The sequence below is a fragment of the Pseudomonas entomophila L48 genome (genome assembly GCF_000026105.1).
Taxonomy (GTDB): domain Bacteria; phylum Pseudomonadota; class Gammaproteobacteria; order Pseudomonadales; family Pseudomonadaceae; genus Aquipseudomonas; species Aquipseudomonas entomophila.
On the sequence record NC_008027.1, the window covers coordinates 2,809,276 to 2,829,839 of the forward strand.

Here is a 20,564-nt window from a genome sequence, read left to right on the forward strand (position 1 = left end):
CTGACTCCTTGACGTTTACGACGCGCCGCATTGCGCGGCGCGCGCGGAGGCTAGCACGGCTGCGGCTGCGAGCAAAGCGTGTCAGCGGCTGGCGTCCAAGACTATCCGGTAGCGCGCCTTGCCGCTGCGCAGGTGGTCGATGGCCTGGTTGACCTGGCTCATGGGGAACTGCTCGACCTGCGGCAGCACCTGGTGACGGGCGCAGAACGCCAGCAGCGTGGCCATGTTCGCGGGCGAGCCCACGGGCGAGGCGGACAGGCTCTTCTGCTGCGGCATCAGGTTGAACACATGCACCGGTATGGCGCTGGGCACCACCCCGACGAAGTTGACCCGGCCACGTGCGCCCAAGGTGCCGATCATCGCCGTCCAGTCCAGGTTGGCGTTGGCGGTGACCAGCAGGAAGTCCAGGGTGCCGGCGATCGCCTCGAGCGCCGCACTGTCGGTGGACGCCACCACCTTGTGCGCGCCCAGCGCCTGGGCCTCGGCTTGCTTGGCCAGCGATGAGGTGAAGGCGGTCACCTCGCAGCCCCAGGCGTTGAGCAGGCGCACGGCCAGGTGACCGAGCCCGCCGATGCCGACCACGCCAACCCGGTGGATGGGTTTGACGTCATAGGCCAGGATCGGGTTGAACACCGTGGAGCCCGCGCAGAACAGCGGGCCGGCCAGGGCCGGGTCGAGCGTGTCGGGCAGCGGCACGGCCCAGGCCCAGTGGGCGCGGATGTGGTCGGCGAAACCGCCGTTGGCGCCGATGATCGTCGGGCGCACCGAGCCGCACAGGTTGTGCGAGCCGGCCATGCACGACGCGCAGTGCATGCAACTGCCCTTGTACCAGCCCACGCCCACCCGCTGGCCGGCGTCGAGCCCGCTGACCTGCGCGCCAGTGCGCACGATGCGGCCCACCACTTCATGGCCGGGAATGAACGGGTAGCGGCTCAGGCCCCACTCGTTGTCGATCATCGACTGGTCGGAGTGGCACACGCCGCAGTACTCGACGGCGATCTCCACCTCGTCGTCGGGCAACGGGCCCGGATCGTAGCGGTAAGGTTGCAGCGGCGCGCCGGGCGCGGTGGCGGCCCAACCGGTGAACGTGGGATTGCTCATGGGGACACCTCCAGGTAGGCAAGGTGATGCAGGCAAGGCGTGGAAAGTGTAGTGCAGCCTGGCGGGCGGGCAGGGCCGTGAAACTGTCATGCACTTGTCATGAGGCTGACTCTAGGATGCCAGGACACTTCCGGATCGCATCGCGCATGCTCAACACCACCACGCCCCACCATGAAGCGGACCTGCACGGCCTGCTCTACGCCTATGTATTCCGCCCCGGCCTGCCGGGCCGCGAGCTCGACGCGGCGCAAGCGACGACGCGCCTGCTCGCGCCCGACCACAGCGACGAGTTCCTCTGGTTGCACCTTAACCTCGCCCACGCCGCCTGCGAGCGCTGGATGAAGAGCAACCTCGACCTGCCGGAAACCTTTTTCGAGACCCTGCGCGAAGGGTCGCGCTCCACGCGCATCGAGCACGTCGATTCGGCCTTGCTGGCGGTGATCAACGACTTGGTGTTCAGCTTCGGCCTGGTATCGTCCGATGTATCGACACTCTGGGCCTGCGCACGCAGCCGGCTGCTGGTCAGCGCCCGGCTGCAGCCGTTGCATTCGGTGGACGAGTTGCGCTCTTCGGTGAAGCGCGGGGAGTGCTTCGGCTCCACGGTGGAACTGTTGGTGCATCTGGTCCGCGACCAGAGCGACCTGCTGACCCAGGTGGTGCGTGAAACCACCCTGAAGGTCGACCGCATCGAAGACCAGCTGCTATCGCTGCGCCTGAGCGACAACCGTGCCGAGCTCAGCAGCCTGCGCCGCGTGCTGGTGCGCCTGCAGCGCCTGCTGGCCCTGGAGCCCGGTTCGTTGCTGCGCCTGCTCAACCGCCCGCCCGAGTGGCTGGGCGAGCAGGATATCCGCCAGTTGCGGGCCTCCACCGAGGAGTTCTCGGTGATCATCAACGACCTGACCAGCCTGGGCGAGCGGATCAAGCTGCTGCAGGAAGAGATCGCCGCCAAGCTCACCGAGGAGAACAACCGCACGTTGTTCACCCTGACCGTGGTGACGGTACTGGCCCTGCCGATCAACATCATCGCCGGCTTCTTCGGCATGAACGTCGGTGGCGTGCCGCTGGCGGACGACCCTCACGGTTTCTGGGTGCTGGTGGCGCTGGTGGTGACCTTCACGGTAATTGCAGGGCGCTGGGCGTTTCGCAAGCGCGGGGACTACTGACCTCGGCGGCGGCCGACGCCTGCAGCGCGGGCCGGCCGTAGAACACCAGCGCCGTGCCCCAGCTGGTCAGCCAGACGAAGATCCCGGCCCAGAAGGTGTGGGACATGTAGTGCCAGCCCTGCAATACCCGGGTGGTGCCATAGATGAAGCCGACCACCAGGATTGCCAGCAACAGCTTGCGGGCGTGGGGCCAGCGGTGGCGCAGGGCGACGAAGTACAGGGCCAGCAAGGTGAAACCACTGGAAGCGTGGCCGCCCGGCCAGCAGCGGCCAGGCCCGGCCTTGTCCAGCCAGGTGAATTGCTGGTACCACTCCAGATGCGCCTCGCTGCCCCCGTACAGGGTGGTTTCCACGGGGCAGTACACGCCAGTGTGGCTCTTGAGGTAGTGGATGACGCCAGTGCACAGGGCGAAGGCCACCACGACATACAGGAAGTCGCGCCGGTGATCGGCAGTGAAGCGCAGCAGCGGTGCGACGCGGATGCCTTCGACGGCGCGGGTCGCTGGCGCGTAGCGGCGCAACAACGGCCACAGCAATGACAGCAGCAGGCCGATGACGGCCAGTTCGCCGGTCCAGTCAGGGAGAATCCGCGGCCACTTGTGGGTGGCTTTCTCGAACCAGGCATTGTGCTGGAAGACGAACTGGCCGGTCGCCGGATCCAGCAACAGGTTGCTGAGCCAGCGGTCCAGGCTGGTCAGGTCGAACAGCATGAACACCAGCGCCGACAGTAGCAGCGGCAGGCCGAGGTTGTTCAGGTAGAAACGAGAACGCGGTGTGAATGGCATGTCAGGCTCCCTTGCCGACTTCGAGCTTGCGCCACTGGGTGGCGTTCATCTGGCCAAGGATCCGGGCCTTGCCATTGCTGCCCAGGGTGACGAACAGGGCGCTGGCGTAGCTGCTCGAACGTTCGCCGCCAGCGACCCCCAACGTGCGTTCGAGCTGGTCGATGCAACCGCTGTGGGTGACCAGCACCAGGTTGTGGCCGGCACGCTTGTGGGCGAAGGCCGCCTGGCTGAATTCCTGGTCACATTGCGCCAGCCATTCCTGGGTGGCAATGGGCTTGGCAAACATGAAGGCGGCTGTCTGTTGGGTGCGCACCTCGGGGCTGGCGAGCAGGTCGGCGCTGTCCAGGCCCAGCTGGCGCAGGCCAGCGCCGACCCCTTCGGCGGCCTGGCTGCCGGCAACGGTGATACCGGTGGGGTCGTTCAGGCAGGCCGCACGGGAGCGGTCGCAACGCTCGGCATGGCGCACCAGGACGAGCATCGAACCCGCTGCCCATTCGCCGTACACACCCTGGCTGCGCATCTGCTGCGCGCTGCGCAGGTCGGCGACCTGCGTGGAAGTTGCCCAGCGGGTCGCCGCCACCAGTGCCAGCAACGCACACAAGCCGACCACGACAAGTGCCAGGGAGGACCAGCGGAACACCTTGGGTGTTTTCAGCGTGGCGGTTTTATCGAGGGTGCCCTGCAACATGCAAACACTCCGTGAAAGCGCAAGGAGCGGACAAGGCGCGCTAAGGCAGCCCATCCGAAAGTGGCTGCACTGTAAGAAGGCAGATGTTGGCGAAGGGTGAGGCGGATGTGAAAAAAGTGCGGGGCCGGCCCGGCGGCATACCCGCGTCACGGTTGTGGAAGGAAGGGCGTGAGCGGGATGAACGGGCAGACGATATTTTCACGTGCGTCGCTATAACATAACGAAATAAACTCGCCCGTCGTCACATGCACGGCCGCTATTTCCCGTTCGGCTGCGCACCAAGCCTGGAGCCCCCATGAGCGTCAATCTGGACACCGCGGACCTGGACCTGGAGGGCATGCCACGCTTCCAGCAATCGCTCGGCCAGGCGCGCCGCCTGGTACTGCTCAGCCACTGCACCTTGCTGGGCGCGGGCCTGTTGTGGTTGCTGGCTTTCCTGGTCGGGTTGTTCGCACCTGTCAGCCACTGGACCGTGCTGCTGGCCGTCAACGCTGCGGCGCTCATGCTGCTCGGCGCGGTGGCGCAGTCCGTGTGGACGCCGGTCAGTTGGCGGGCCGAGGCCCTGGGCGAGCGGCCGGCGCAACTGGCGTTCTGGCGCGCCCAGGCACCCGAGGACGAGCCACCGGCGAATGCTTATGAACGTTGGCTGGCGCGTATCGGTGATGCCTGGCGCAAGCAGTTGCAGCGGGTCGGCCATGATGCCTTGCGCCTGGCGGCCCTGGCGTTGCTCGCCCTGGTCGTGCTAGCGGGTGCCTGGCGTCTCGACCTGCCGGCGCCGGCGCTGGCGGGGCAACCTGGCTGGGTCGCGATGGCAGTGTTCGGTGCCATCGCTTTCGGCTTGCTGGTGTTCGAGCGTCACCTGATGGCGACCGCTGCGTCGGACTGGCCGGAGGCCGGCGCCCTGGCTGCGGTGGTGCGGCTGGTCATCGCCGTCCAGGTGCTGTCCATTCCCTGCCTGGTGTTCGCCGACGGCCTGCGCCTGTGGCCAGCGCGGTTGGCGGTGCTGATCGCCATCCTGCCCGGCCTGCTGGCCCTGGAACTGTTGCTTCGGGCCGTGCTATCGGTGTTCCGCCCACAGCGCCCGCGCGAGGAGCCGACGTTGGTGGCGAACAGCCTGACGGCCGGACTGCTGCAGTGGCCACCACGGCCTCTGGCGTTCCTCCAGGGCGAATTGCAGCAACGCCTGGGTATCGACCTGCGGCAGGTCTGGGCATTCGGCTTCATGCGCCGGGCCTTGCTGCCGGTGGCTGGGCTGGTGGCGCTGGTGGGGTGGCTGCTGACGGGCGTGGTGCAGGTGCCGATGAACGGCCGCGGGGTGTACGAGCGCTTTGGCGCCCCCGTGGCAGTCTATCCGCCCGGGCTGCATGTAGGCTTGCCCTGGCCGTTGGGGCGGGTACTGGCGGTGGACAACGGCACGCTCCATGAACTGGCCACCTCGGGTGACGCCGGGTTGGCCGACCCGCTGAGCGATGCCGAAGGGCCACCGCCTGTCAGCGCCAACCGCCTGTGGGATGCCGCCCACGTTGCCGAAAACGCCCAGGTCATCGCGGGCAGTGACGGCGGCCGGCAGAGCTTCCAGATCGTCAACATGGACGTTCGCTTCATTTATCGCATCGGCCTGGACGATGCCTCGGCAATCGCCGCCACCTATCACACCCGCGATGTCGCGCAACTGGTGCGCAGCATTGCCAACCGGGTGCTGGTCCACGATTTCGCCAATCGCTCGCTGGACGGGCTGCTGGGCGCGCAGCGCGAAGCCCTTGGGCGGGACATCGGCAACGCCGTGCAAGCTGACCTCGACCGTCTGGACAGCGGCGTGCAAATACTCGCCACGGCGGTGGAGGCGATCCACCCACCGGCCGGCGCGGCCAACGCCTATCACGGCGTGCAGGCGGCGCAGATCGGCGCCCAGGCGTTGGTCGCCGAGGAGCGTGGCCAGGCCGCCCGGCAGGCGGCCCTGGCCCGGCAAAACGCCGCTGTGCAGACCGACAAGGCCAGCGCCGATGCCCACGAAATCACCGCCAGGGCACAGGCCCAGGACATCGCCTTCAAGGCCGAAAGCGCGGCCTGGCGCCAGGCCGGCCAGGCCTTCATCCTCGAGCAGTACCTGGCGCGCCTGAGCCAGGGGCTGGCCGCCGGCAATGCCTTGATCATCGACCACCGGTTGACCGCGGCCCAGGCCCCGACCCTGGACTTGCGCACATTCGCCTCGCCGGTCGACCCGACCACTTCCAGACCTCAGCAGGAGCGCGCCCATTGAGCTCTCACGCCCCCCATGCCCACCACGCGTGTGGCCACGATCATGCCCATGACCACGACCACCCTGAGATGCCACCGGCGAAGGGTGCGCGCTGGCGGGTGCTTGCCGCTTTACTGCTGGTGCTGGTACTGGCCACGGCGGCGTGCTTCGTCCAGGTCCGGGTGGGCGAAGCCACGGTCATCACCCGTTTCGGCAACCCGTCGCGGGTGCTGATCGAGCCTGGGCTGGCCTGGCGCTGGCCCTTGCCGTTCGAGAACGCGGTGCCGGTCGACCTGCGCCTGCGCACCACTTCCAGCGGCCTGCAGGATGTCGGCACCCGCGATGGCCTGCGGATCATCGTGCAGGCTTATATCGCCTGGCAGGTCGCCGCCGACCCGCAGAGCATCCAGCGCTTCATGCGCGCGGTGCAGAACCAGCCCGACGAAGCGGCGCGGCAGATCCGCACCCTGGTGGGCTCGGCGTTGGAAACCAGTGCCAGCGGCTTCGAGCTGGCGGATCTGGTCAATGTCGATGCCAGCCAGGTGCGGATCGACGCCTTCGAGCAGCGCCTGCAGGCGCAGATCGAGCAGCAACTGGCGCAGACCTACGGCATCAAGGTGGTGCAGGTGGGTATCGAGCGGCTCACGTTGCCCAAGGTGACCCTCGAAGCCACGGTCGAGCGCATGCGCGCCGAGCGCGAGACCATTGCTACCGAACGTACCGCCGAAGGCAAGCGCAAGGCCGCCGAGATCCGCTCGGCGGCGGAGCGTGATGCGCGCATCCTCGAAGCCGACGCCAACGTCAAGGCGGCGCAGGTCCAGGCCCAGGCCCAGGTCGAGGCCGCGCAGGTCTACGGCAAGGCCTACGCCAGTGCGCCGGAGCTGTACAAACTGCTGCGCTCGCTCGACACGTTGGGCACGGTCGTCACCCCCGGCACGCGCCTGGTGCTGCGCACCGACGTGGCGCCATTCCGCGCCCTGGTCGATGGGCCACCCGTGCCTTCGAGCACTGGCAATGGGGCAGGGCACGGCCATGACTAGCCCCGGTCGGATGGATGCCACCGACAACCCCTGGCTGCAATCGGCGCGCATCGGCTTCATCGCCTTGTACGGGGTGACCCTGGTCGCGGCGCTGGGCTGGTTGTTCGGCAATGTTCGCGAAGTGGGGCCCGACAGCCGAGCGGTGGTACTGCGGTTGGGTGCCGAGCAACGTATCCAGGAGGCCGGCTTGCTGCTGGCCTGGCCGCGCCCGTTCGAACAGGTGCTGATGCTGCCCTCGGCCGACCGGGTCAGCGAACGCCGGGTCGAGCTGCTGCTGCGTTCGGAACTGGCGCTGAAGTCGGACAAGAACGGCACCCTGGCCAGCGACGCCACGGCCGGCTCCGGCTACCTGCTGACCGGCGACGCCGGCATCGTGCAGCTGGACGTGCGGGTGTTCTACAAGGTCAATGCGCCCTATGCCTTCACCCGCCAGGGCGCGCACCTGGAGCCGGCGCTGGACCGTCTGGTCGAGCGCAATGCCGTGCAGGTCTGCGCCTCCCGCGACATGGACACGATCCTGGTGGCGCGCCCGGAACTGGTCGGCGCCGACGCCCAGGTCGCCGAGCGCCGCGAACGCCTGCGCGGCGACCTGCAGCGCGGCATCAACCGCAGCCTCGCCGCGCTCAAGGCGGCCGGCACCGACCTGGGCATCGAGGTGGTGCGGGTCGATGTGCAGTCTTCGCTGCCGTTGTCGGCGGTGGGGGCGTTCAATGCGGTGCTCACTGCCAGCCAGCAAGCCGAGAAAGAAGTGGCGCAGGCGCGCAACGAGGCTGCCCGGCAACTGCAGCAGGCCACCCAGGCCGCCGATCACACCGTGCAGGTTGCCCAGGCCCAGGCCCGCGAGCGTTTGGCCCGGGCCAATGCCGATACCGCCACCATCGCCGGCCTGGCGCAGCAGCAAGACCCTGGGCTGATGCTGCGCCTGTACCGGGAACGCATGCCGGCGATCCTGTCCCGGGCCGGGGCCGTCACCACGGTCAACCCCGAGGACAGCGGGCACCTGATCCTCGAGGGCCCCAAGCCATGAACCGCGATCTTCGCCAACCGCACCTTGCGACCACTTGCCCCCGGAGCCGACTGCGATGAGCGCTCATCACCATCATCACCACGGCCATCACCACGGCCACCTGCACTTCGGTGCCGGGCTATTGTCCGCTGACGAGCGCCGGCAGGCGGGGCAACAACTGACCTTGGCCATGCTCGCCCTTGGCCTGCTGGCACTCGGGCTGATCTGGCGCTGGCTGGCCCCTTCACAGGACGGCGTGGCACAGCTGCTACTGGGGGTGGCATCGCTGCTGGTGGCCGTGCCGGTGCTGCGTTCGGCCTGGCACAGCCTGCTGCAACCGTCCCTGCACGGTGTCACCGACCAGTTGATCGCCCTGGCCATGCTCGGTGCCTGGGCCACCGGCGACCTGGCCACCGCGGCGCTGCTGCCGATCATCATGATCCTCGGCCATGTGCTCGAAGAGCGCAGTGTGCTCGGCTCCCAGGAGGCCATCGGTGCCCTCGGCCGGCTGACCCGCAGCCAGGCCCGGCTGATCGGCGCGGGCGGCGAGGTACGGGAGGTCGACAACGCCAGCCTGCAACCCGGCGACCAGGTGGAAGTGCGCGCCGGCGACCGGGTGCCGGCCGATGGCCGCGTGCTGCACGGGCAGGCCAGCCTGGACACCGCGCCGATCACCGGTGAAGCCTTGCCCCAGGAAGTGGATGTCGGGGCGCAGGTGTACGGCGGCGCGATCAACCTCGATGGCCTGCTGCGCGTCGAGGTCACCGGCATCGGCGACGACTCCACGCTGGGCAAGGTGATCGCCCTGATGCAACGCGCCGAGCAGGCCAAGCCACCGATCACCCGCCTGCTCGAGCGTCATGCCGGGCGCTACCTGGTGCTGGTGCTGCTGATCGCCGCCGCCACCTGGTTCGTCACCGGCGATGCCCAGGCCATGCTCGCGGTGCTGGTCGCCGCCTGCCCGTGCGCGTTGGTGCTGTCGGCGCCGGCCACGGCGATTGCCGGGATCGCCGTGGCCGCGCGGCACGGCATCCTGATCCGCGGCTCGGCGTTTCTCGAGGAACTGGCCGACCTGTCGTCGCTGGTGATCGACAAGACCGGTACCCTGACCCACGGTGCGCTGCACCTGCAGCGGGTACTGCCGGGCGAACCGTGCTTGGCGCAAGACCAGATCATCCGCCTGGCCGCCAGCCTCGGCACCGCCAGCAGTCACCCGGTCAGCCGGGCCCTGGCCAGCCGGGTGGCTCATGACCAACATCTGGCCGTCAGCGAGCTGCATGAGCGCCAGGGCTTCGGCGTGGTTGCCCGCACCGAGCGGGGTGAAGCGGCGCTGGGGCGTCCTGAGCTGTTCACGCGCCTGGGCATCGAGATCCCGCCGGTGCCGGAACACGATGGCCCCATCGCCGGGCTGGCCCTGGACGGTCGCTTCCAGGGCTGGTTGCTGCTGGCCGACAGCATCCGCCAGGAGGCGCCGCAAGCACTTGAGCAGCTTCGCGAACTGGGGCTGGGCCGGCAGTTGCTGCTTACCGGCGACCGGCGCAGCGTCGCCGAGGCGGTCGCCAGCCAGACCGGAATCAGCCGTGTGGTCGCCCAGGCCTTGCCCGAAGACAAGCTGCGCCACGTCAACCAGGAGATCCACGCCGGTTTCCGGCCGATGGTGGTCGGTGACGGCATCAACGATTCATTGGCGCTCAAGGCCGGTGTGGTCGGGGTGGCGATGGGCGCGGGCGGCACGGACATCGCCATGGCCGCGGCGGATATCGTGCTGATCAACGGCGACCTGCGCCGCCTGGCCACCTGCATTCGCCTCAGCCGCTTGTGCCGGCGCACCTTGCAATGGAACGTACTGATCGGCCTGGGCTGGACGCTCGGCATCATGCTGGCGGCGGCGTTTGGCTTGCTCGGGGCGGCGGGGGCGATGATCGCGGCGTTACTGCACAACCTCAGCACCTTGCTGGTGCTGGGCAATGCCGGGCGCTTGCTGCGCTATGACGAAAGGGACATGAAGGGCTGAGAGGTGAGAAGCCGCGGGCAGTTACCCGCGGCTGCGAGGGGTATCGTTACTTGAAGTCCCACTGCATCTGGGTGGCGATGCTCACGCCGCTGGACGACCTGACGCAGACATCCAGGTAGTCGGTGAAGCGCGGTGGCACCGCGATCCCTTCCTCGAGCAGGCGGCTGTTGTCGAACAGGTAGTTGAGGTCGGCGAAGCCGCTGTACAGGCGCAGGGCACGCAGCACCAGGCGTGGGTTGGCCGGGCCGATGCGGGTTTCGAAGCTGCTGGCCAGCGACTTCAGGTCGTCGACATCCACCTTGCGGTAACGCTCGCCCACCGGCTGCGCGCCATTGGCCAGGGCGAAGGCCTCGTCGATCTCGGCGAAGGTGCAGGCCGAACCGTGGCCGGCGGAGATGTGGTAGAGGTCGTGGCCCAGTTGCGGCTTGAGCGCCAGCCCGATCAGCGCCTCGGCGCAGTAGTCCACCGGGATCACGTCGATCTGCTCGTCCAGGCCACAGGTGAAGCTTTCCAGGGCGAAGCCCATGCGGAATACCCAGAAGATACTGCCGGAGGCCTGGCAGCCAAGGCTGCGGTGGCCGACCACGATGGACGGGCGCGCCACCACCAGCGGCAGGCTCGGCAGCTGTTCGCGCATGCGTCGTTCGATTTCCGCCTTGGACGCGGTGTAGTCCACCAGTTGCTGCTCGGCCTCGGGGAATTCCCACGATTCGCTGATCGGCGATTCGCGCTCCGGGCCGCAGCACATCGCCGTGCCGACATGCAGGAAACGTTTGAGGCGCTTGGAGCGGCTCATCACCTCGGCGAAAGCGTAGGTGCCTTCGACGTTCACTGGCCAGATGGTCGGGTTCTTCGAGAACGATGCCACGGCCGCGCAGTTGATCACCCGGTCGACCTGCATCAGGCGTGGCGTTTCGCGGGGCAGCCAGGTGGTGTCGAGGAAGTCGCCGCAGATGATCTGCTCTTCGCCCAGCGCCAGGTTGTCAGCCTGGCTGACACCGTGTTGCAACAGGTTGTCGCGCAGCCGCTCGAGACCTTGCTGGCGGCTCTCGGCGCGCACCAGGAAGCACAGGTTGGCCGCTTGGCCATCGGCGATCAGCTGGGCGGTGACCGAGCCACCGAGGAAACCCGTGGCGCCGGTCAGCAGGATGCGTTCAGGAAGTTGATGCAGGGCGTGTGGCGCACCCGTGACGTGGGAATTCATATATGTCCTCGGCAACTTAGTTGCCCGCGTAACGACGCAAAGTTGATGTTAAAACTTTGTGAAAAGTGGGTCGTTCTTTCGGTTGCAAGGTTTTTATCAAACCTGTTGACTCGCCGCGCCTTGCGCGTGCTGGCGGCCAATAAGGGCGCCGGGTTTAAGTGGCTACTTGCTGCCGACCGGATGGGCAGCAGAACAGGCGCTTCAAAGTGAGCGGTGGGGCATTTTCTCTGGCTCGGCGCCGGTTTTCAATTGCCTGGCCTGTTACAGACGGGTGTTTTTGGTGAAAGAATTTTAATGAGTGTTGGGAAATGCGTGGTTTTGTATGAAAGATGTAAATTTGTTTAAAGTTCGCCAGTGAAGTTTTAATTGTTAGCGTGCTTACGATGGCGGTACTTCAGGCCCTGATATTAAGGATGTGAGGCAGCCGGACACATCGCGGCTGTCCAGAAGTTCGCCCCGATCACCTTTCAGGAACAGGGTCGGCGTGCCATTCCAGTCACCCTCGAACACGCCATAGACCTGGTTGGCTGCGAAGCGATCATGCTGCAGTTCGACCACGCAGCCGCGGTCATGGGGAGGCCGTTGGCGCAGGTGCACGGCCAGCCGATGGGCGCCCGGCGCCACGCCGACGTGCTGCGCATCGACAATGGGCGTGCCATCGACTGCCGCCAGGTTGACCTGGTGCACAGAGGGTACCGGGTAGAGTTTGATCAAGGCCTGCTCGGGCGCCGGTCGGGTCAGCAGAGAGCAGGCGGCCAGCAGGGAACAGCCCAGGAGGGCGAGGGCAGGGGCGAAAGGTCTTGGCATGAGCATCACAGCACCGGATTGGAGGAAGCCGCAGGCGGCGCCAGCCTTCATGGCTGACGGTGGGCATGCTAATGACGGTTGCTGAAGGTGCTGTTCAGGGATTATGAAGATTCGGTCAAGGGACGTGCGGAATCGTCAGGCAGGACAGCACCTGTAGGAGCGGGTTTACCCGCGAAGCAAACGCTGCGGTGCCTGGCACCGGCCTTGCCGGTGTTCGCCAGCAAGGCTGGCTCCTACGGGTTCGAGCCGGGGTGAAGGGGCAGCGACACCAGTAGCGCCAACCCACCCTCATCACGCCGCTGCGCGGCGATATGCCCGCCATGGGCTTCGCAGATCGCCTGGGCGATCGACAGCCCCAGGCCGCCGCCGCCGGTTACCCGCGCGCGGGACTGCTCGGCCCGCCAGAAGCGCACGAACATGTTGCCCAGGTCCTTCTGTGCGAGGCCCTGGCCACGGTCGAGGAACTCCAGACGCAGCCATGCACCTTCGCGACGCGCTGTAACCTCCAGCGTACGTCCGTCGGAAGCGTACTTGATGGCATTCTCGATCAGGATGTTGATCAACTGGCCCAGCCGGCTCCTGTCTGCTTCGATTTCCAGTGCGCCGGGCAGGTGCGAGGAGACCTTCATTTCGGTCGCCTCGAATTGCGGCGCGAACCAGTCCAGGCGTTCCTCGACCAATCGGGCCAGGGAAAACCCGGTGACGTGCAACGGCAACTGACCGGCGTGGGCCAACGACAGCAGGTGCAGGTCGCCCACCAGGGTATTGAGGTTGTTCAACTGGCTCTGTACCAGGCGCAACTGCTCCGGGCTCATTGGGAACACATCGTCGAGCATGCCCTGCACCCGCCCCAGCGCGGCGTTGAGCGGCGTGCGCAGTTCATGGGCGAGGTTGGAGCTGGACTGCGCCACCTCCCGTTCGTACAGCGCCAAGCGCTCGACCATGCTGTTGAAGTCGCCGCACAGGCGCTGCATTTCCGCCGGCTGGCCCGGGTACTGCACCACCCGCACTTCGAGGTCGCCACCGGCCACCTGGCGCGCTGCCTGGGCGAGCTTGCGGAACTGCCGGGACAAAGGCCGGGTCAGCCACAGCGCGATGATGATCACCAGCGGGATGACCAGGGCGACGAAGCTGTACAGCGCCAGCCAGTCGGCGTCGTTGCCGATATCGGGCAGGAAGCTCTCGACGTCGTAGTAGCGTTGCAGCAACTGCCACAGCACCCCCTCGTGCTGTTTCACGTCGGCCAGCGCGGCGATGTACTGGGCACGGTCGGCGGGCGTCATCGAGGCCATCACGTGGTACTCGACGAAGTGGTAGTACAGGTACATGCAGCCGACGACGGTGAACACCGCGCTGATGGCCAGCACCGTCATGCGCGAGCCGACCCAGGCCCACAACGAGTTCCTGCCCAGGGCCATCAGTGGAACCGGTAGCCCACCGAGCGCACTGTCACCAGCACCTCGGTGATGCCCACCGCCTCGAGCTTGCGCCGCAGGTTGTGTACATGGGTGTCGATGATCCGCACCAGCGCATCGCTGTCGGGCATGCACAGCTCCAGCAGCGCCTCGCGGCTGAAGGCCTTGGACGGCGCGCGCAACAATGCGGCAAGCAGCAGGAACTCCGAGCGGGTCAGGTCCAGAATCGTCTCGTCGCCGTTGGCCTGGCGCACTCCGGCGACGATGCGTTCGTTGTCCACCCACACCCCGGCGCACTCGACGCGTTGCTGGGTGGCGGCGGACGCGCCGTAGCGGCGCAGCACGGCATGCACCCGGGCGACCACCTCACGGGGGTTGCAGGGCTTGACCACATAATCGTCGGCGCCGTAGCGCAGCGCGCCGATCTTGTCCGGCTCGTCGCCGATGGCCGTGACCATGATCACCGGCGTGTTGTGGTTGCGACGGATCTCCGAGAGCAGTTCGGGGCCGGAGAGCTTGGGCAGCATCATGTCCAGCAGGACGATCTGCGGCGACCATTGGCGAAACAGCGCCAGGCCCCGGGCGCCGTCCTCGGCCACCGCCACCTCGAAGCCGTCCTTGCGCAGGTAGGCCTCGAGGATGCTGGCGCCGTCGGCGTCGTCCTCGACTATCAATACGCGCTTGGGGAGCATGTCGTTCCTTCGGGGGCATGGGGTAGGGCGGCGCAGCTTAGCATGGCCAGTAGCCAGGTTGCGCCCCACAAGGTCGACGCCAGACCGGTAGGCGCCGGCGTTGCCGGCGAAAGGGCCAGCACAGGCGTGATCCGCCTGGTGCAGCCCATCAGCAAGCAATCAGGCGAAAAATGGCGGACCCGAGGAGGCCTCGTCCTGAGGCTCCTGCGCCTGGGTATCCTGCAGCACGTTGAGATAGACGGCCGCGCCGCACAAGCCAGCCAACCCGGCACTGGCCATGAAGATATCGCCCAGTAATACACCGACGACCAGTGCCAGCAGGCTGAGACGGCTGAGGGTTGCCACGTTCATGCCCAGTGCGCTCCGCAAGGAAGGTGACGACCACCATAACGCCCAGGGAAGGATTGCACAGCCAAGGGGGGACGGCTTGGCACTAAGTGCCGATGTTTTGGCCGATCCGTCTCCAACCGGCCTCGCTGTGTTGGTCGCACGAATGTCATTGGATTGGGGCTGCTGCTGCAACAAAGGCCTTTTTCTCCCGTTACCTATAATTTCGCTGCAGGCCCGCCTGCGCCGGAATCAACAGGAGAACGCAATGGACGCTTCATTGTTCAGCAACACACCCGTGGTCACGGTCTTCGATGGCCGAGGCCTGATGGTGCGCGGTATCGAGTACCACCGTCACCCCGAGACACCAGACGACGGCACGGTGCGCATCACCCACCACCGGTACGATGGCCGGGGCTTGCTCGCCCGCAGTGCCGACCCACGTCTGCACGAGGTCGGGCTTGCCAACTTCAGCTACCTGACCGACCTGCGCGGTAACGCACTGCGTACCCGAAGCGCGGACGCCGGTACCTCGCAGACCCTCAATGACATGGCGGGCCGACCGCTGCTGGCGGTGAGCAGTATCCGCACGGATGAACACGACGAGGATGACCACTCCCAGGCCGTCTGGCGTACCTGGCGGTACGAAGGCGCGGATCTTCCAGGTCGGCTGACAAGCGTCGCGGACCAGGTGGCCGGCGAAGAGGAGCGGATCAGCGAGCGCTTGCTTTATGCCGGCAATACCGCGGCGGAAAAGGGCCTGAACCTCGCCGGGCAGTGCGTCAGCCATTATGAAACGGCCGGCCTGTTGCATACGGACAGCATCGCACTCACCGGCGTGCCGCTCTCCGTTACGCGGCGGCTGCTGGTGGACGCCGACAACCCGGACATCGTCGCGCACTGGCAGGGAGAGGATGTCGACGAGTGGGATGCGCTGCTTGCGCCGCAGACCTACACCACCCAAAGCCAGGCGGACGCAACGGGAGTGACGCTTTCCACCACCAATGCAGCAGATCACCAGCAGCGTCTGGCCTACGACGTGGCAGGGCGGCTCGCAGGTAGCTGGCTGACGCTGAAGGGCGGCAAGGAGCAACCGATCGTCGTATCCATGCAGTATTCCGCTGCGGGGCAGAAGCTGCGCGAAACGCATGGCAATGGGGTGGTCACCACCTACACGTACGAGGCGCGTACACAGCGGCTCACCGGTATCACGGCGGTGCGCGTGAAAGACGCCAAGGTCTTGCAGGACCTGCGCTATGCGTTCGATCCAGTAGGCAATGTGATAAGCGTGCGCAACGATGCGCAAGAAGCCCGATTCTGGCACAACCAGAAGGTGGTGCCCGAAAGCACTTATCTCTATGACAGCCTGTACCAACTGGTCCAGGCCCAAGGGCGAGAAATGGCAAGTGCTGGTCAGCAAGGTCCGCAACTCCCTCCGGTAATAGTCCCCATCCCTGTCGACAACTCTGCCTACACCAACTACACGCGTACTTATCGCTACGATAACGCCGGCAACCTCACGCAGATTCGCCACAGCCCGGCCACGGGAACCGGCTATACAACCGACATGACGATCAGCGACCGCAGTAACCGTGGCGTCCAGCGCGCATTGACAGATAACCCTGCCGAAGTGGATGCCTTGTTCACGGCAGGCGGGCAGCAAATATTGCTGCAACCGGGGCAGCCCCTGAGTTGGACGCCACGCCTGGAGCTGTTGCAGGTGAACGGTGTGACGCGCGCCAAGGCCGAGGATGACCGCGAAAGTTACCGTTATGACAGCGCTAGCCAGCGCATCTTGAAAGTGGGTTTCAAAGTGTCGAGTGGCGTTACGCACACGCATCAAACCCTCTATCTACCGGGCCTAGAACTACAGACCAAGGCGCTCGACGGTGCACAAACCGAGCATCTGCACGTGATCGTGGTGGGTGAGGCGGGGCGTGCACAGGTGCGGGTGTTGCACTGGGAACATGGGCGGCCGGGAGGGCTTGATAACGATCAGGTGCGTTACAACCTGGCTGACCTTGTGGGCAGCAATACCATGGAAATCGACGCCGAGGGACAGCTCATCAGCCAAGAGGAGTATTACCCGTATGGTGGAACGGCCCTCCTGGCCGCGCGCAGTGAGCTGGAGGTGGGCTACAAAACAATCAGGTATTCAGGTAGGGAGCGAGATTCCACGGGGCTCTATTATTACGGCTTTCGATATTACCAGCCGTGGGCCGGGCGTTGGCTGAGCCCGGATCCGGCCTGGACTGCGGACGGGCTGAATCTGTATCGGATGGTCAGGAACAATCCACTGACGTATAGAGACAGTGAAGGGCTGAACAGTACGCCTAACTCGACCAGGCTCGAACCCAGCGTTCCATCTGCGCCACCACCACCACCGCCCTCTGGCATGAGGCTGCCGCCTCCACCGCCACCTCCAGGAATGGGCACCCCCCCGCCGCCACCTCCAGGAATGGGACTGCCGCCCCCTCCACCGGGTTTGCGTCCTCCGCCTCCAGGGCCAGGTGCAAGTGGTTCGGGTGCAGGCGTGGGTAAAGTCTTCGACCCCATCCACCTGGTCGCCCCAGGAAATACGCCGGGCAAGGCATCAATGCCCTGGGTGGCAGGAGACTTTGTGGACACAAAGCAGTTGGAGGCAACTATTTTCGAACTCTTTGGTGTTGCCAGGCCGATAGCTATCCACAGCGTTCAGCATGAGGACGTCTATCATACAATGAGAAAGTACCCGAAGTATGAGGACTACCCAGCTGTTTTGGTGGATAAAGGGGAGTCGCCTCCCGCGTGGACCTCGCCGGATGGCCAAATATATATTGGGGTGACGGCGCCGGACTACAACGTTGACGGGGTACTGGACGTGGACAAGATACGGTCCACCATCGTCCATGAAAGCTTGCATGCCGCGTCCCATCGGCATGAAGGTTTTCAGCCGGAAACGGATACCAGTGTAGACAACCTCAATTACGATGAGTATGTCACGGACTATATGGCGAAGCAGGTATTTGACAAGTTGTTTCCTGGGGCAACTTACAAGACTCGCTATTTCACGAACTTTGGAGACCGCTTCGTGCAGTGGGGAGGAAACTTGCCAAAATTCATGATTGACTCGGGGCATACCACCCGGGCGGAACTTGAAAGTGGTTACTTCAAGACAGGAAAACTTCCTGCGCTCAAGGGAAAACTGCTGGATGACTGGAAGCGTATCGCTAAAAGAGCAGGGGGCGGATTGAAATATTAGGCGCTCCAGGAACCGCCGCCGGCAAGCGAATGTGGCCGATGCTGCTGTTTTCCACCGCTTGTAAGAGTGTGTACCCGGCGGCGGTGCCCCCTCGATCTCACATGGGCACCGCACGGCCAAGTGGGCGCTCCCCGAGTCGCTCGCCAAGCCTGAGCAGGTAACCATCAGGGTCCTGAACCAGAAACTGACGCTGGCCCACCTCTACGTCCCCAGCCCGGTACCACGCATCCTCACAGGCCTGGAACAGCGGCCACCCGGCGTGGCGCAGGCGCTCGATGACGGGCGCGACTTCGGTGACCTCGATCTGAAAGTTGATACCCCTGCCCAACGGCACTTCCAACCGGCCGGTGATCCACTGGTCATCAAGGTTGATCTGTTCGAGCATGAGCTGGGCCCCCTGCAGATCCAGGTAGGCGAATCCCTCCTCGGGGCGTCGGTAAGCCACCTGGAACCCCAGCAGTGACACCCAGAACGCCAGGCTTCGTTCAAGGTCGGTCACGATCAGTTCGGGAACCAACTTATTGCGAACAAACATTTGATCCATCCTTGGGTAATGTGGGTAAATCGATTCGCTCGCATTCGCCGACGTGCAAGCAGTCACGGCCGGCGTCCTTGGCACGGTAGAGCGCCTGGTCCGCGGCGGCGAGCAACGATTGCCAGCCATCCAGTTGTGCCCCTGGGGCGCTGCTGACGCCGACACTGACCGTTACCCGGCCAAAGGGGCTGCCTGGATGATCGATCGTCTCGTGCGCCAAGCGTTCGAGCATCAATTGCGCGACCACCGCCGCACCGCCACTGTCGGTGTCGGGCAGGATCACCGCCATTTCCTCGCCACCGTAGCGGGCCAGCAGGTCGGACGGGCGGCGAATGCACGTCGCCAGCACCTTGGCGACCCGCTGCAGGCAGGCGTCGCCGGCCGGATGGCCAAAGGTATCGTTATAGCGCTTGAAGTGGTCGATATCGATCATCAGCAAGGCCAGCGGCGTGCCGTTGCGCTGCGCCCGTCGGGCCTCCAGGACCAGTGTTTCATCGAAGCAGCGCCGATTGGCCAGGCCCGTCAGCGCATCGATGTTCGCCAGGCGTTCGAGCTGCTGGTTGCTGTCGAGCAACTGTTGCTGTGCCACCCGCAACTGTTCCTGCACCGCAATGCGCCGGCGGATCGCGCGGATCAGCATCCAGCCGATGACCCCGGTGAGGACGAGCAGGCCGGCGACCACCAGCAGCGACAGCAACGCTTCCAGCCGCCAGGCCGCCAAGGCCTCGCGCTTGCCCAGGGCCACCGTGGTCAGCAGTGGCAGCCGGTCGCTCTTGCGGAAGGCGTACAGCCGTTCGACACCGTCCAGGCTGGAGGTGAACGAGGCGGTGCCCACCGACTGGTCGACCAGGTACTTGGCGTAGATCGGCGACTTGGAAAAGTTGCGGCCCATGTCCTGCTCGCGGAACGGGTAGCGCACCAGCAGCGTGCCGTCGGTATGCGACAGGCCGATGGCGCCGTCCTGGCCCACGTCGATCTTGCCGAACAGGCGCAGGAAGTTCTCGATGCCCAGTGTCACCGCCACCACGCCGGCAAACTCGCCCTGCGGGCCATTGAAACGGCGGCTGACGGTGACCACCCACTCCTGGTTGGCACGGCTGCGGATCGGCGGGCCGATGAAGGGCTCGCGGGAGGGATCGTCGCGGTGATGGATGAAGTAGGCTCGGTCGCTGCTGTTGGCGCCAGCCGGTATCGGCCGGTTGGAGGACATCAGCCAGTGGCCGTCGCTGGCGTAGACGGTGACACCGCTCAGTTGCGGCATCAACGGCTGCTGGCGGCTCACCAGTTGGGTCAGCCGCTCGATCTGCGCCGGCCCGCTGCCTTCGGTTTCCAGGCGTTCGACCAGGCCGAGCAGCAACAGTGAACTTTGCCGGACGATGCCTTCGGAGTAGGTGGCGAGTGCCTGGGTCAGGTTAAGGCTGTGGGTGTCGATGTCTTCCAGGGCCTGTTTGCGCGAAGCCATCACCTTCCACAGGGTCAGTGATGCAAGCGAACAGCCGATGACCAGTAACAGAAGGACTACGAGGTGGATGTCACGCTTCACGTCAGTACCTGATGGGGAGTCCGGGGCCGTTGCTGGCGATCATGGGGCGAAAACCATGGCAGAAGGCCATTTCTGGCCCGTGCAAGGATACAAGGACTTCGACAAGGCGCACAGCGATGCTCTCATGGGCATGACGGGGCCGAACATTGTGTTGATTGCACGGGCCTGTTCGCCGGCAAAGCCGGCTCCTACAGGTGGATGCGGTCCTTGTAGGAGCGGATTCATCCGCGATGCGCCGCGCGCGCGGCGCTCGATCCCCCAGACGCTGCAGCAGATCGCTAAGCGGCCATCCGCAAGAAGAGGGGCATGAACAAGGCCCAGAGCGGCGCCAACAGCAGGGCGGTAACCGCAGGCCCCAGCGGCAGCTCGACACCCGCCAACCTGGCACCGGCCAGGTAAGCCAACGGCCCGCCCACCAGGCCCAGCAGCGCCGCCCGCCAATACGCACGTGCTGCCCACGCCAGGCTATGGCGCAGGCCGCTGGCGAGCACCAGCCAGAGCAATGCCAGCCACAGGGGCAGGGGCCACTGCCCGAAACGGAAAACCTCCAATGCCCCCAGTAAACTGTCCAGCAGCCAGCCTGCCGGGGCCACGCACAGCAACGCGCGTACTTCTCCAAGGCGGTCCGGGCAACGCCAAAGGTGCACGAGCAAACCCAGCGGCACGATCGGCAGCAGCCATGGCAAGCTGGCCCCAAGCACGCAGATCCACCAACCGGCTTGCAGCCACAGGGCGTTGCCAACCAGCCAGCGGTTGCTCATCCTC

17 protein-coding genes are annotated in these 20,564 nt (G+C 65.7%); 6 read left to right on the forward strand and 11 right to left on the reverse strand.

Going from position 1 to position 20,564, the window contains the following annotated elements; genetic code table 11:
• Positions 1-81: 81 nt before the first annotated feature.
• A complete protein-coding gene (gene ahr / locus PSEEN_RS12450; protein WP_011533867.1) occupies positions 82-1,101 on the reverse strand; it encodes an NADPH-dependent aldehyde reductase Ahr in 1,020 nt (339 codons plus the stop codon).
• A 146-nt stretch (positions 1,102-1,247) separates the two neighbouring features.
• On the opposite strand from ahr, the gene PSEEN_RS12455 reads away from it, so the two are divergent.
• The gene (locus PSEEN_RS12455) at positions 1,248-2,264 is read left to right on the forward strand and encodes a transporter (protein WP_011533868.1); all 1,017 of its coding nucleotides are present in this window, start codon (positions 1,248-1,250) and stop codon (positions 2,262-2,264) included.
• Here the strand turns inward: PSEEN_RS12455 and PSEEN_RS12460 are convergent.
• Positions 2,215-3,048 (reverse strand): phosphatase PAP2 family protein, encoded by an 834-nt coding sequence (locus tag PSEEN_RS12460; protein WP_011533869.1) that lies wholly within the window; start codon positions 3,046-3,048, stop codon positions 2,215-2,217. The two genes, PSEEN_RS12455 and PSEEN_RS12460, sit on opposite strands and share 50 nt — an antisense overlap.
• Position 3,049: 1 nt before the next feature.
• Positions 3,050-3,736: a lipopolysaccharide core heptose(II)-phosphate phosphatase PmrG gene (gene pmrG / locus PSEEN_RS12465; RefSeq protein ID WP_044488071.1), complete on the reverse strand. Its 687-nt coding sequence runs from the start codon at positions 3,734-3,736 to the stop codon at positions 3,050-3,052.
• A 295-nt stretch (positions 3,737-4,031) separates the two neighbouring features.
• Here pmrG and hflK (PSEEN_RS12470) point away from each other — a divergent pair, with 295 nt between their 5' ends.
• The 4 genes from hflK (PSEEN_RS12470) to PSEEN_RS12485 all read left to right on the forward strand — a co-directional run bounded on the left by hflK (PSEEN_RS12470) (position 4,032) and on the right by PSEEN_RS12485 (position 10,035).
• The gene (gene hflK / locus PSEEN_RS12470; protein WP_011533871.1) at positions 4,032-5,996 is read left to right on the forward strand and encodes a protease modulator HflK; all 1,965 of its coding nucleotides are present in this window, start codon (positions 4,032-4,034) and stop codon (positions 5,994-5,996) included.
• Between the two features lie 68 nt (positions 5,997-6,064).
• Positions 6,065-7,015 (forward strand): protease modulator HflC, encoded by a 951-nt coding sequence (gene hflC, locus PSEEN_RS12475; protein ID WP_011533872.1) that lies wholly within the window; start codon positions 6,065-6,067, stop codon positions 7,013-7,015.
• A complete protein-coding gene (gene hflK / locus PSEEN_RS12480) occupies positions 7,008-8,042 on the forward strand; it encodes a protease modulator HflK (RefSeq protein WP_011533873.1) in 1,035 nt (344 codons plus the stop codon). The genes hflC and hflK (PSEEN_RS12480) overlap by 8 nt, the downstream gene beginning before the upstream one ends.
• A 55-nt stretch (positions 8,043-8,097) precedes the next feature.
• Positions 8,098-10,035, forward strand: a complete 1,938-nt coding sequence (locus PSEEN_RS12485) for a heavy metal translocating P-type ATPase (RefSeq protein ID WP_011533874.1) — start codon at positions 8,098-8,100, stop codon at positions 10,033-10,035.
• A gap of 46 nt (positions 10,036-10,081) precedes the next feature.
• On the opposite strand, the gene cprA is transcribed toward PSEEN_RS12485, so the two are convergent.
• The 5 genes from cprA to PSEEN_RS12510 form a co-directional block, all read right to left on the reverse strand.
• On the reverse strand, positions 10,082-11,239 hold the full coding sequence (gene cprA, locus PSEEN_RS12490; RefSeq protein WP_011533875.1) for a cationic peptide resistance protein CprA: 1,158 nt from the start codon (positions 11,237-11,239) through the stop codon (positions 10,082-10,084).
• A 378-nt stretch (positions 11,240-11,617) separates the two neighbouring features.
• The gene (locus tag PSEEN_RS12495; protein ID WP_158020249.1) at positions 11,618-12,046 is read right to left on the reverse strand and encodes a hypothetical protein; all 429 of its coding nucleotides are present in this window, start codon (positions 12,044-12,046) and stop codon (positions 11,618-11,620) included.
• A gap of 233 nt (positions 12,047-12,279) precedes the next feature.
• Complete coding sequence (locus PSEEN_RS12500) at positions 12,280-13,464, reverse strand: sensor histidine kinase (protein WP_158020250.1); 1,185 nt, start codon at positions 13,462-13,464, stop codon at positions 12,280-12,282.
• Entirely contained in the window at positions 13,464-14,153 is a 690-nt protein-coding gene (locus tag PSEEN_RS12505) for a response regulator transcription factor (protein WP_011533878.1), read from the reverse strand. Before PSEEN_RS12505 ends, PSEEN_RS12500 begins: the two co-directional genes overlap by 1 nt.
• 159 nt (positions 14,154-14,312) lie before the next feature.
• A complete protein-coding gene (locus PSEEN_RS12510; protein WP_011533879.1) occupies positions 14,313-14,504 on the reverse strand; it encodes a hypothetical protein in 192 nt (63 codons plus the stop codon).
• 244 nt (positions 14,505-14,748) lie between these two features.
• Here PSEEN_RS12510 and PSEEN_RS12515 point away from each other — a divergent pair, with 244 nt between their 5' ends.
• Positions 14,749-17,721: an RHS repeat-associated core domain-containing protein gene (locus tag PSEEN_RS12515; RefSeq protein ID WP_011533880.1), complete on the forward strand. Its 2,973-nt coding sequence runs from the start codon at positions 14,749-14,751 to the stop codon at positions 17,719-17,721.
• Between the two features lie 97 nt (positions 17,722-17,818).
• Here the strand turns inward: PSEEN_RS12515 and PSEEN_RS12520 are convergent, their stop codons facing one another.
• The 3 genes from PSEEN_RS12520 to PSEEN_RS12530 form a co-directional block, all read right to left on the reverse strand.
• Positions 17,819-18,256, reverse strand: coding sequence for a bleomycin resistance protein (locus tag PSEEN_RS12520; protein WP_011533881.1), 438 nt, complete (start codon positions 18,254-18,256; stop codon positions 17,819-17,821).
• The gene (locus tag PSEEN_RS12525) at positions 18,240-19,799 is read right to left on the reverse strand and encodes a sensor domain-containing diguanylate cyclase (RefSeq protein ID WP_011533882.1); all 1,560 of its coding nucleotides are present in this window, start codon (positions 19,797-19,799) and stop codon (positions 18,240-18,242) included. The genes PSEEN_RS12520 and PSEEN_RS12525 overlap by 17 nt, the downstream gene beginning before the upstream one ends.
• 278 nt (positions 19,800-20,077) lie before the next feature.
• Positions 20,078-20,560 carry a DUF2878 domain-containing protein gene (locus tag PSEEN_RS12530; protein WP_011533883.1) on the reverse strand — a complete coding sequence of 161 codons (483 nt, stop codon included), beginning with the start codon at positions 20,558-20,560 and terminating at the stop codon, positions 20,078-20,080.
• Between the last annotated feature and the right edge of the window lie 4 nt (positions 20,561-20,564).